Origin of the sequence: Achromobacter marplatensis, assembly GCF_002209535.1 — a bacterium.
In the GTDB taxonomy this organism is placed as follows: domain Bacteria; phylum Pseudomonadota; class Gammaproteobacteria; order Burkholderiales; family Burkholderiaceae_B; genus Achromobacter; species Achromobacter marplatensis.
In genome coordinates this window covers 98,838-111,003 of sequence record NZ_NJIG01000001.1, presented here as the reverse complement: position 1 = coordinate 111,003, position 12,166 = coordinate 98,838, and the positions used below count along the sequence as shown (strand labels likewise).

At 60.1% G+C, this 12,166-nt stretch carries 7 protein-coding genes; 3 read left to right on the top strand and 4 right to left on the bottom strand.

Going from position 1 to position 12,166, the window contains the following annotated elements:
• The first annotated feature begins 38 nt into the window (after positions 1-38).
• Positions 39-839, top strand: a complete 801-nt coding sequence (locus CEY09_RS00365; protein WP_088587125.1) for an APH(3')-II family aminoglycoside O-phosphotransferase — start codon at positions 39-41, stop codon at positions 837-839.
• Between the two features lie 38 nt (positions 840-877).
• Here the strand turns inward: CEY09_RS00365 and CEY09_RS00360 are convergent, their stop codons facing one another.
• Positions 878-1,561, bottom strand: coding sequence for a response regulator (locus CEY09_RS00360; protein WP_088587124.1), 684 nt, complete (start codon positions 1,559-1,561; stop codon positions 878-880).
• Between the two features lie 681 nt (positions 1,562-2,242).
• Between CEY09_RS00360 and CEY09_RS00355 the strand changes: the two genes are divergently transcribed.
• Positions 2,243-3,763 carry a ShlB/FhaC/HecB family hemolysin secretion/activation protein gene (locus CEY09_RS00355; protein ID WP_234818192.1) on the top strand — a complete coding sequence of 507 codons (1,521 nt, stop codon included), beginning with the start codon at positions 2,243-2,245 and terminating at the stop codon, positions 3,761-3,763.
• Between the two features lie 71 nt (positions 3,764-3,834).
• Complete coding sequence (locus tag CEY09_RS00350) at positions 3,835-7,047, top strand: GLUG motif-containing protein (RefSeq protein WP_158218643.1); 3,213 nt, start codon at positions 3,835-3,837, stop codon at positions 7,045-7,047.
• 318 nt (positions 7,048-7,365) lie between these two features.
• On the opposite strand, the gene CEY09_RS31850 is transcribed toward CEY09_RS00350, so the two are convergent.
• From CEY09_RS31850 to CEY09_RS00335, 3 genes are all read right to left on the bottom strand, one after another.
• Positions 7,366-8,616 (bottom strand): fimbrial protein, encoded by a 1,251-nt coding sequence (locus CEY09_RS31850; RefSeq protein ID WP_143219538.1) that lies wholly within the window; start codon positions 8,614-8,616, stop codon positions 7,366-7,368.
• A 61-nt stretch (positions 8,617-8,677) separates the two neighbouring features.
• The gene (locus tag CEY09_RS00340; protein WP_088587121.1) at positions 8,678-9,442 is read right to left on the bottom strand and encodes a fimbrial biogenesis chaperone; all 765 of its coding nucleotides are present in this window, start codon (positions 9,440-9,442) and stop codon (positions 8,678-8,680) included.
• Positions 9,439-12,012 (bottom strand): fimbria/pilus outer membrane usher protein, encoded by a 2,574-nt coding sequence (locus CEY09_RS00335; RefSeq protein WP_088587120.1) that lies wholly within the window; start codon positions 12,010-12,012, stop codon positions 9,439-9,441. The genes CEY09_RS00340 and CEY09_RS00335 overlap by 4 nt, the downstream gene beginning before the upstream one ends.
• Positions 12,013-12,166: the final 154 nt, after the last annotated feature.

The window sequence follows — 12,166 nt, the reverse complement described above, 5'->3', positions numbered from 1 at the left end:
AAGCTCGCTCTGAAGCCGCCTAGAGAATTGGCAAGCCAATGGAATCGCTCAATACAACGGACTGCAACCGGATCGCCCTGCCCGCCAAGTGGCGCGACGGCTTCGCTCATGCCTCCATCGAACAACAGTCCATTGGCGAGTCGCGCGCAGACGTCTACCGCGTGCGCCGCCGCGGTCAGCCCGATCTGTTCTTGAAGTCCGAACTCACTAGCGTTGTGAACGAACTGCCCGATGAGATTGCGCGGCTTCGCTGGTTGCGGCAGGTCGGCCAACCGGCCCCCACCGTGCTCGATTCCGTAGACGACGGTGGCCGCCACTGGCTGCTGATGACTGCGCTGGAAGGCTGCGACCTGGCCAGTGCCACTCTGCCCCCGGGCCAGGTCATTGGCCTGTTGGCCGCGGCATTACGCAACCTGCATCGCGTCCCAACGGAATCCTGCCCGTTCGACCACAGGCTGGCGCCCCGCATCGCTGACGCAAAACGGCGCGTCGACGCCGGATTGGTTGATGAAGCGGATTTCGACGATGAAAGGGTTGGGCAATCAGCCGGCCAGGTGCTGGCCGAACTGCTATCGACCTGCCCCACGGCACATGACTTGGTCGTGACGCATGGGGATGCCTGCCTGCCGAACTTCATGGTCGACGGTAACCGTTTCACCGGTTTCATCGACTGCGGCCGATTGGGCATCGCAGACCGCTTTCAAGACCTTGCCCTGGCTGCGCGCAGCATCGCCCGCAATGTCGGCGAGGAATGGGTTGCGCCCTTCTTCCGCGAGTATGGCGTCGCGCCCGACGCGCAACGCATCAAGTTCTATTGCCTGCTGGACGAATTTTTCTGACCTGCTGGGCGGCCGATGCCGCCCCGTCCTGTTCGGAGCTAGGCCGCAGGTTCGGCGTCCGTGGCGCCGGCCATGTCCAGCGACGTCTTGATTCCGTTGCTGAGCACGTGCCGCACCAACGCCGCGTCCGTTGTCACGCCCAGCTTTCGCATCGCGCTTCGCTTCTGGGTGCTTACCGTCTGCACGCTGCGATGCACGAGTTGGGCGATGTCGGTAATCGTTCCCCCCGCGCAAAATAGCCGGACGATCTCCGTTTCGCGAGGCGTCAGCCTTTCCACGTCACCCATCCTCATGTTGTGCATGAAGAGTTCCTGAATCACGGGCGAATAGTACCGTCGACCGGCGGATGCGGAATTCACCGCACTCAGAAGATGATTGGGAGAATCGCATTTACTCACCACCCCCATGATCTCTTGCCGTACCAGCGCCCATATCAACATGGGATTATCGGACATCGTATGAATAATCGTGCGCAGGTTCGGGTAGTTTCGCGCCAGATACGACACCAGCGCCAAGCCGTCGCCGTATTTTCCGCCGGGCATCGAAAAATCTGAAATCAGCAAGTCGCAGCGCGTTTCGTTGAGCAACTCAACGAGCCCTGTTGAATCCTGGGCGTGCCCAACAATGACAATTGCGGGGTTTCGGCTCAACACCGCCTGCACCCCCAAAGACACGGCAGGATGATCATCGACCAGTGCGACGAATATATTGGCTTCAGACACCGGGACTCTCTCCTTATCAAGCGCGGGACCACCATCACCGATTTAATTGTAGATGGCACCTCATGCTAAATGCGCATCCCGTTTGCTTACCAGACGATCTGCACCCCTCAATTTAGGACTCAATTACCCCCACCCCTCTCGAAATCTAGGACTAATTCGCGCAAAACAACACCAATTCTCCGAAGTCCGCACGAACCTCAATAAAAATTCTAGAGAATCACGTGCATAGCTAAATTATTTTCCGAATACACCGCAGTTCAATCTCGTAGTCTTACTAACTCTCTTCGTCTTACACATACCTATAGTCATCGCATGTGGCAACGACACCGGAACGAGCTTGTCCCGGGCCCTTGTCGCACGCGCTGAGCAAAGGTAGCGGCCTTTCGCTCGAACAATAAAAAAGACCCAGAGAGGGCCGTTGCGAAAGACGGTTAGAACGAATTGATATTGCGAAACGCCGTGGCGCTGCTGCGCCCAAAATCTCCCCCTTCCTTTCCCTCAGATCCATTTCCGTTCCGTAGCGGCCTGGCTCACCGAGCTTGTCAGGGGATCGGCGGACTTCTGCTGGCGCTGACACATACCACGACGCCGGCTCAGATACCTGACGCCGGCCGGTCGCTGCGCGAACTTGAATCGACGCTGCCCGCGCTTGCCCCGCCGGCTTCGCAACCCGGTCTGGACGTGTCGGGCTCTGCCCCCGCGCGGCCCTCGGCCACGGGCCAATCAGAAGGCCCCAAGGTGGCCATCAGCGGCTTTCATCTGCAAGGCAATCATGTGTTTCGGGCCGCAGATCTGCTGGCCCTGCTATCCGATCTGACAGGTACGCAGCAAGACCTTGACGGCCTGCGCGCCGCCGCCGACCGCATCACCAGGTTCTATCAAGACCACGGCTATCTACTGGCCCGGGCCTACCTCCCGCCGCAAGAAATCGTCGATGGTCTCGTCCAGATCGCCATTCAGGAAGGCGTCTATGGCGGCCTGACGCTCACCAACCGAACTCGCGTTCGCGACTCGGTCCTGCGTCGGGCGCTTTCCCCGTTGCGCCCAGGCGACGTCGTGCACCTTGAAGCGCTGGACAACCGCCTGATGCTCGTCAACGACATTCCCGGCGTCCGGGTCCAGGGCACCCTGCGCCCGGGGCAAGTCCCCGGTTCCACGGAACTGTTCATCGATGCCGCCCCCGGCCCCCTCGTGGCGGGCAGCCTGGACGCCGACAACTTCGGGGGCTATTACACCGGCGAGTTTCGCCTGGCCGGCAGTCTGGACGTAAACAGTCCGCTGCGCCTGGGCGACCAGTTGAACCTGCGCCTGCTGACCAGCGACAAGAAGCAGCGCTATTACCGCATGGCCTACCAGGTGCCGGTCGGAGCGCGCCTGACCCGCCTGGGCGCCAGCGTCTCCAACATGAGCTATCGCCTGGGCAGGGATTTCGACCTGCTGCAAGCGCACGGCAACGCCTCCATCTCCAGCGTCTTCGTCCAGCAACCGGTCTTGCGCGGCCGCAGCATCAATCTGCAAGCGCAACTGCAGTACGAAGACAAGAGCATGCGCGACGCCATGGATCTGTTCGACGTCGTCAGCCGCAAGCATATCGGCCTATGGACGGCATCCCTTAGCGGCAACAACGACGACGCCTTCCTGGGCGGCGGCCGCAATGCCCTGTATCTGTCCTATGGCATCGGCTCACTGCAGCTGCGCGACGCAGCCAGCCGCCAGGGCGACCGCCTCTACAACCGAGCAGCCGGCCGGTTCGGCAAGACCAACCTCGCCCTGCTGCGCCTGCAGAACCTGCCCGGCCCTTTCATGCTGTCCGCGCAATTCAGCGCGCAACGGGCATCGAAGAATCTGGACAGCTCCGAGAAATTCAGCCTGGGCGGGCCATTCGGCGTACGCGCCTTTCCCAATGGCGCCGGCAGCGGAGATGAAGGCTGGCAAGGCAGCCTGGACCTGCGCTACCTGCCCTTTCCCGGCTTGCAGCTTGCCGCCTTCGTGGACAAGGGCGCCGTGCGGCTCAACAAGCGCCCGTGGATCGGCGGCCGCAACAGCCAGCATCTGTCGGCCACGGGTGTGAGCGTGATCCAGACCGGCCGCCAGCACCAGATCACGCTGACCGCGGCATGGCCGCTGGAGCAGAACAACTATCGACAAGAAGGCCCCAAACGCGAACCGCGCTTGTGGTTCCAGGCCACCCGTCTTTTCTGACCCCGACGCGTTTACGCGTTTTTCAACCCCGCACGGAACTTCTCCCGTGCGTCACTTGCAAGAAGGAAGACATGAACAAGTCCTATACCGTGGTATGGAATGAATCCAAGGGATGCTGGAGCGTCGCCGGCGAATCCGCCAAGCAACGCGGCAAGTCCAGCTGCTCTGGTGTACGCGCCGGCGTCATGGCCGCCGTCGTGATGGGGCTGTCGGCATTGATGCCGGTCGCCCATGCATTGCCCACCGGTGCCACGGTCACGCACGGTACGGCGCAAGTCGGGACATACGGCAAGGAAATGGTGATCACCCAAAGCACGCCGAAGGCCGTCATCGACTGGAATGCGTTCGGCATCGCGGCCGGCGAACGCGTCACCTTCAGCCAGCGTACCAGCGATATGACGCTGAACTACGTTTCGGGCAATTCTCCCACCACGATCAACGGCAGCCTCAACGCCCAGGGAAAAATCTTTATCGTCAACCCTAACGGCATCGTCTTCAATTCCGGCGCCAGCGTGAACGTCGGCAGTCTGGTGGCCTCCACGCTTAAGGTAGACCCCGATAGCTTTTACAACAATACCAATGGCGAATTTGTGTTTGAAGCCGCGGGCACCAACGGCGTCAGGAATAATGGCGGGGTGATCACCGCCATTAGCGGCGACGTGCTGCTGCTTGGCGCCCAAGCCACCAACATGGGCACCATCCAATCCCACCGCGGCACCACCGCATTGGCCGCGGGCGACAAAATCACGGTCAGCATGGGCAGCGGACTGGTCAAGGTGGAAATCAACGCGGCAGTCGCCAACGCCTTGGCGCGCAACAGCGGCACGATCCGCGCCGATGGCGGTCAAGTATTGCTACAAGCCAGCGCCAGCAACGCCTCGCCCCTCTCGACGGTGGTCAACAACTCCGGCGTCATCGAAGCCAAGACGCTGAACAATATGCCCGGCAAGATCGTGCTGCACGGCGGAACGCAGGGCACCGTGGAAGTGGCTGGCCGCCTAAGCGCGACCGGGCTGACAAGCTATGGCAACGGCGGCGCAATTGAAGCCTCCGGCAAAAATGTGCGGGTGCGCTTGGGTGCCACCATCGACACACGCGCCACGAACGGCTCCACCGGCGCCTTCAAGCTCACCAGCGATGGGATCAACATCGAAAGCACCGCAACCAGCACCAATCCAACCCTCCATGCGGACACGTTGAACCGCACGCTGGCCACGACCAACGTCGAATTGGCCAGCGCTGCTGACGACATCGTGGTGAACGCGCCGTTGAACTGGACGTCCGGCAACAGCCTGACGCTGAACGCTCAGCATGGTGGCGCAGGCAAGGCGGTGTTGAACGGTACCCTGTCCGCCTCCGGTGCGAACAGCACGCTAAACCTGTTGGCCGACGAGCGCATTGACATCAGCGACCGCATCTTGCTGAACGGCCCGAATGCCCGCATTGCCCTGACGACAACCGCCGCTGCTCCCGGCACCGGCGGCGCATCAGGCAAACCCGCTACCGCCAACTACGTGTTGCGGGGCCCAGACGCCAACATCACCCTGAGCGGCGCTGGCGCCGGCTTCCTGTCCAACAACATCTACCATACCGTCATCCAGGACCAGGCTGCACTGCAGGCCATCAACAACAACCTTAACGGCCTTTACGTATTGGGTACCGATCTTCAGGGTGCCGAAACGTTCCAACCCATCGGCGGCGCCTACGGCTCGTTCAATGGCGTGTTCGACGGCATGGGTCATACGCTGACGAACTTCTCCGTTGCCACCACGGGCGACAACCTCGGCTTGTTCTCGTCGTCTGCCGGCATCATCCGGAACCTCAATCTGGCCTCGATGTACGTCACGTCCACCAATGCCAACGTCGCGTCCATGTCCATCGGGGCGTTGGCCGGCCGGAACACCGGCATGATTGACAACGTCAAAGTCACCAACACCACCGTCAACGGCAACGCCTACCGTGCCAACGTCGTGGGCGGCTTGGTCGGCACGAACCAGAAAGGAACCATCAGCAACTCGGCATTTTCCGGCTCTGTCTTCAGTAACACCTACACCAGCAGCGTTGGCGGTCTGGTAGGGGTAAACCGGAGTAACGGCAACATACTGAGCAGCCAGGCAAGCGGCGTCGTCAGCGGCGTGTTGCAACATAACGGCCTTGGCGGTATCGGTGGTCTGGTCGGCTTCAACGAAGCTAGCCATATTCAAGACTCGACCAGCGCAGTGGAAGTCAGTGCTAGAAGCGCCAGTCTTAACGTCGGCGGCCTCGTTGGGTCGAATCGCAACGGCACACTGACCAACGTCAGCAGCACGGGGACGGTGAGCGGCGACGCTTCCAGCAACGTTGGCGGCTTGGTCGGCGTCAACATCGGCGACATTACCCTCGCCGATAGCAGCGGGCAGGTCTTCGCCGCCTCTGGCAGTTCCGCTGGCGGCCTGGTCGGCGCCCACAACGGCGGCAAAATCTCGACTGCCAGCGCATCCGGCAAAGTGTCCGGCTACGACGGGGCGAACACGGGCGGCTTAGTAGGCGCGAATAACGGCAGTCTGGAAGACGTCAAGGCCAGCAACATCGTTGAGGACTGGCAGTATGCCGGCAACATCGGCGGTTTGGTGGGCTATAACGGCTTTAACGGCTCGATTCAGAATGGCGAATCCAGTAGCGAAAGTGTGTCAACGTACTATGGATACGGCAATGCCGGTACTCGCATGGGCGGCTTGGTAGGCGCCAACGACGGCAACATTCTGTTTGGCATCTCAAACGTGGAGAAAGTTATTGGAGGCAACTATGCAGCGGTAGGCGGCTTGGTCGGCTACAACAGCGGATCCATCATTGCTTCCAACGCGGCGAGCTTGACGCAAGGGGGCGAATACAGCACGACGGGCGGCCTGGCAGGGGTGAATGCCGGGAAAATCATCGCCGGCACCGCGTCAGGCACGGTCATCGGTAACGACTACGCCACGATTGGCGGTTTGGTTGGCCAAAACCTCGTGGACGGGATAATTGAACACTCCACCGCAGAAGGCCTAGTTACAGGCCAGCCGGTTGGCTCCTACTATTATTCCGGCACGGGCATGGCGCTGGGAGGCCTGGTCGGCATCAACCAAGGAGAGGTCAACGACTCCACCGCTTCCGGCCAAGTGGATTTCCGCCACAATATGAGCCAAGCCTTCGGTGGGCTGGCAGCCATCAACTACGGCACCATGCAAGGCAACTCTGTTTGGGGTCAGGCAGCCCAAGTGCCGATCGTTGGCACCAACTACGGTTGGATCAACATGTTCCACTAATTCAGCCGAACCTTATGGCCGACCGAGCCTGGCTAGGTCGGCCTACCCAACGCTCCTGAATGCACTGCCCCCGAAAGTTAAAAATATCTAACCTACGGGGTTTTTTGCAGACTTCCCCCGGGACATCAGTACAGGGAAAAGCGAGAGATGTGGGTTGTACCTCAGCGCCTCAAACGGAGCGAATTCATCACGCTGCACGACCTCCAGCAGCAATGAGGGCTTGGCAAGACGACTACAACCTTGATCGCCCTCAGGCGCTATTTCTTATGCTTGACGTGCCACGATCCATGCAGAACCAGGCCAGCCGCGCAAAATCTGTCAGTCGTAATAGATATTGAAATTCACCTGGCTATTCGCAATACCAGCTTGGACACCCGACGGCTGCTGCTGGTCAGTTCGCCGATAGCGCGCGCCCAACTTGATCTCTGCCCCGGAATTTTGCGCCACCCCCGCGCCGGGCAGGTTGTCAAACTCGTACTTGTTGCCTACATCGCTACCTTGGCCGATCACTAGCGGTTGGTCGTTACCTTGCCTGGTCAGAATGATGCCCAAATTCTTCGCACTGGTCACTGCGGTATGGTCTTTCAGCTGAAGTACATTGCTAGCGCCAGGAATCAAACCATACTGCGCATTAAAACCGATCTTGGGTTTGGCCCCTGCTGCACATGTGTGAACGGAGACCTCGAACGGAACCTCCTTGCTTAAAGCCCCGTCCGAGCGAAAATCCGCGGCAGCATAGTTACCCATAGGCAGCGAAAATCCCGCTCCCTGGAACTTCGCATCAACGGTACATTTTGCTTCGACCGGAAGTCCGCCGCCGCCGCCGTCGAGAGTCAAGATATCACTCACGGTATAGACTTTAACGTCGTAACATGTGTTGCCGTTACTATTTGCAGGCTTTCCTTCTTCCCTCCCTACCTGCATAACCGCGCCAAGCGCTGGGGTGTTGCGTGTATCTCGCTGCGTTGCCAAGATCTCGAGCCTTGTTCCCTTCCATGTCGAAGCGAGATCGCTCACTGTATGTGAACCAGGCGCGACAGGGCCTGTCACGACCACCTCCACAACAACGGTATCGCCAAAAGTGAAACTCACTGAGTTCCTCGCTTCGCTGGAACCGGAATAGATTGTTAAAAAATTTCCGGGGTCCAGGGGGCGCACATACGCCCCCTGATTCATAGCACCGGAAATCCGAATGGACAACCCATCCACGTTTGTCGGAATAAGATGCGTAGACAGATTCGGGGCACCAGACCAGCGTGCTCCTTGAAGTAGAGCCAGCCCGTCCCTCTCATCAACCTCGGTAGCGGTTTTACCTACAGCATTGATCGACACAGTACGCTGCGCAATCACGTTGTTCACCGTCGCCGTATCCTGGCCCGTTTTCCGCCATGGGGTTGCACCACCGTTACCCGTCTCCCCGATTTGGAAAAGGCTGCATTGGTTGAGATAGTAAGGTTTAATCTGGGGCTGAGCCTGCGCTGCCCCCATCGCGCAAACAAGCAATGCACCTGCCAGGGCAAGTTGCCCCATGCCGCGCCGGGTGCCCAAAAAAAATGAAACTGCACGCATAGCTGAACTTCTCCAATAGTGCCGCCCTCCGCATCTGAGCGAGGGCGCGCGAGCCACACAATTACGGCGAGGCAATCTGAAACCTCGCCGTGCCGGGAACCACAAGCCCCAAGTCATCGACGGCCTCAAATTCCAGGCTGGCGCCATTTACGGGCGGGGCCGATTCGGCAGGCAACGCAAAGCGCTCTGTTGCTTTGGGCAGGATGGTCAAACCCGTCCATGCGATGGGTACGGGCCCGTTGCGCAGGCTTAGCGTCGACAGTGACACAACATAGGGCGTGGGGTTCTCGGCCTGTAAGTACGGAGCGGATTGCCCCGCGCCTGGGTGGTAACTCCAGCGCACCTCGGCTGGCGCATCGTTGGCCTTCCCTGCCAGACCGTTCGGGCGGTACAGGACTTTCATCACGTAGTTCAATACCGCCTCCAACCGTGACCTGGAGTCCTGCTTGGCCGGCGCGTGCCGGAGGTTGACCCAGAACACGGTTTCCCTATCCGCCGGCAAAGGCTCTCCGGTGTATCGCAATTGCAGCGCCTTGCGTTGGCCTGGGTCTAACCTGAAAAGCGGCGGCATCAACACAAAGGGCACCTGCAGGCGGCTCAGGTCCGACTCCGCCCTTCCGTGGTCTAACCAGGTCTGGACCAGGACGGGGTCGTCGCCGGTATTACGCAGCGCCACGACGATTTCTTTTTGGCCTTCCGGGTAGACGAAACGCGTACCCGTAACGGCCAAGTCGGCCCGTGCGGCTGCTGACGCGACGACCGACAGCAGCACGCAGAGCTGTGCCAGCCAGCCGCATAGGCTCGTTGATTGATGGGATGCCCTCATCGGCTCGCCACCGGAGACATGGGCGGCGCCTTGGCCGGCAACGGTTTGCAGGGGAGTTCCAACGTGTCGTATCCGTCTTGCTTTTTCCCCTTGGCGCGCTCTGGCAATTGATAGTCGATCATGCATTGTTGATCGGGCCTTCTGCCCCACGCCACCCGCAAAGAACCCTGGTCTTGCAGCGCCCGCATCACGATGCGGCTGCCCTGGCCCACGCCTCCGACGGAGTCTTCGGTCGCCATATCGAACACATCCGCCCCGAACGGCAACCTGTCGCCATTCGGCAAGCGGCTGTCGATCAGCACTGGCCGCGCCCGCCGCGTTGGATAAGACAACAACACAACGGCGCCCGCGCGAGGGGCCACGCTGCGCGTGCTATTCAACAGTTCCACGTCATCCGACATATCACCCGGATTGAGCTCAACGGTGTTTAGCTGATAGGGAGACAAGCTGGTGACCAATCCGTAGCCGCGATAATCAACCTTGTTCTGGCTGAATCCCACACGGGCATCTTCTGCGTCGGGTGCGTGCAGCAAGCCCACGGTTTCACCCAACATGGAAGCAAAGGTCACCCCTCCCGCGTGAGCCAACACGCTGCCACTCGCCCGCAAGGATCCTTGGCGATAGCCGCTGCCCTGCGAAGCGCTAAGCCCCACGTTGGCAGCAGACGCCCGATAGTCCAGGTTGCCGCTGGCGGAATTGGTGCCGCCCCGTGTATCGCGCGACGCCCCCAGCGAATAGGACAAGTCCCCACGTTGATCCAAATAGCCCGACACACCTGTTGCAACGTCCGTCCCACTGCGGTTGTCATGGTTCACGAAGGTAGTCAGGACCGGAGCGCTCACGGAACGGCCCAATGGGATGGAGATATTGAACGACACTACCGTGCTCTTTTCGCGGCTGCCGGCATACACTGAACTGCCCGGCCACATGCTTTGCATGCGTTGCGCACTAAGAGAATAGGTGACGTCACGCCAACGGTTTGTATATCCCATGCTGTAGCTCAAGGCGCTGCCGGAACGTTTCCAGTATTGCGTTGCCGACCCGTTGGCATACAACGTACCCAACGACGAGCCCAGATCTTGGCTGGCATTCAGGTCAAACCGGGTGCGAGGCCGTCCCAAATCGCCATAGCGGCGGATCTGGCCTGCGTCGCGCAAAGCGATGGCTTCGTTGAACCCGATGAAGCCGCTGGTGGAATAGCGATAGGCCAGCAATGAAAAGTTGGTGCCGCTATTGGGCAAGTTCCTGCTGTAGGCAAGGCGATAGCTGGAGCCCGAGATGCTGCCGTAATTGGGGAGATTGGCGCTGGCCACGCTGATGTCACCGCCAAATGCGCCTATCGACGTATTGATCGCGGCCCCGCCCATCACGGATCCGTAATAGTCGCTGGCCGCCAAGCCGCCATACCCGGTCACCATGTTACTTAGGCCACGCCTGATGACGCCTTCAAAAATGTTCTGCCCGCTGCTGCGGTTGGCCGACGACATGGCGCGTCCGACTGACACTGAATATCGTGTGGTGCCAGGACGCAACAGTTCCACCCCCGTGGCGAAAGGCACCACAAACGTGTGTTCTTCACCATTGGCTTCCACCACCTTGACGTCCAGGTCTCCGCCATAACCCGCGGCCTGCAGGCTCTCAATGGCGAATGAACCCGGAGGCACGGTGGTTTCATAGATTAGAAATCCCCGCTGATAGACTGACACCGATGCATTAGTAGCGGCCGTGCCCCGTATCACGGGGGCATAGTTACGCAAGCTTTGCGGCAGCATGCGTTCATCGCTGCGTATGTTCACACCGCGATACGACACCGCGTCGAAGTAGTCGCCGCCCGTGGATGTTTCGCCGATCAACAACTGCGAGCGCCACGCCGGCAGGTCGGTGGTGACGTACGTTTGACCGCGCTGATAATCCGCGCCTGCGCCGTTCGAAGCCCAGGTGAGCGAGCCGTAGTGGCGCAACCGCCAAGCGCCAAGATTCAGGCCCGCGTTCAATCCCGCATAGCCCCGCGTATCACGACGCCCGTTGCTTTCCATCATGTTGACGTTGGCGTTGTAGTTCAACCTGCCTGCGGTCACGCCGCTGTCCCAGTTGCTGGGATCCACGTAGTTGTCCATCAGTTCGGAATGCAGGTAGTACTTGGGGACAGTCAGGTAGAGCCGCTGTTCGCCCATGTCGGATTTGACAATCACGCCCGGTACAAAACGGTCCAGGTCTTCGCAAACCAGTTCGTCGCCTAACGGCACACGGCCATGCTCGGCAGCATAGCGGGCAGTGAGTTGAATATCGAGGCCGGCGCGCCGCAGAAAGTCGACGTTGTAACAGGGCTGCCCACCAAGCTCCTGTGTACCGCGATACTCGACATCTTGGGTGCCGCGCCACTTCCCGTTGACGTAGAGTTCCAGGCGATATTGGCCCGGGATGACGTATCCGCTGCGCTCGAAGCGCGAAAGATCAATCGTGCTGCCGCCAATACCGGGCATCAACGTCTGCGGATCGAACTTCACGACCCGTTGGGATCCTTGGGCCAGCGCACCGGGGCCAAACACCATGGCCAACGCCGCGATCAACAGCCTGGGCTTCCATTGGGACCGCCCCCTGCCGCAGCAACCATCCCTCCTACGTTGGCCAAACGCCAGACGTGTCTTTCCCCGCAGTGAAGCGTACATAACCATGATCCAAATACGAATGCTGAATTGAGTGGCGCCCGAGCCTGGCTGCCAG

Bases quoted from the DNA above. Each gene is read 5' to 3' on its own strand.
- CEY09_RS00365 (WP_088587125.1), top strand. From the start codon at position 39: ATGGAATCGCTCAATACAACGGACTGCAACCGGATCGCCCTGCCCGCC.
- CEY09_RS00350 (WP_158218643.1), top strand. From the start codon at position 3,835: ATGAACAAGTCCTATACCGTGGTATGGAATGAATCCAAGGGATGCTGG.
- CEY09_RS31850 (WP_143219538.1), bottom strand. From the start codon at position 8,616: ATGCGTGCAGTTTCATTTTTTTTGGGCACCCGGCGCGGCATGGGGCAA.
- CEY09_RS00340 (WP_088587121.1), bottom strand. From the start codon at position 9,442: ATGAGGGCATCCCATCAATCAACGAGCCTATGCGGCTGGCTGGCACAG.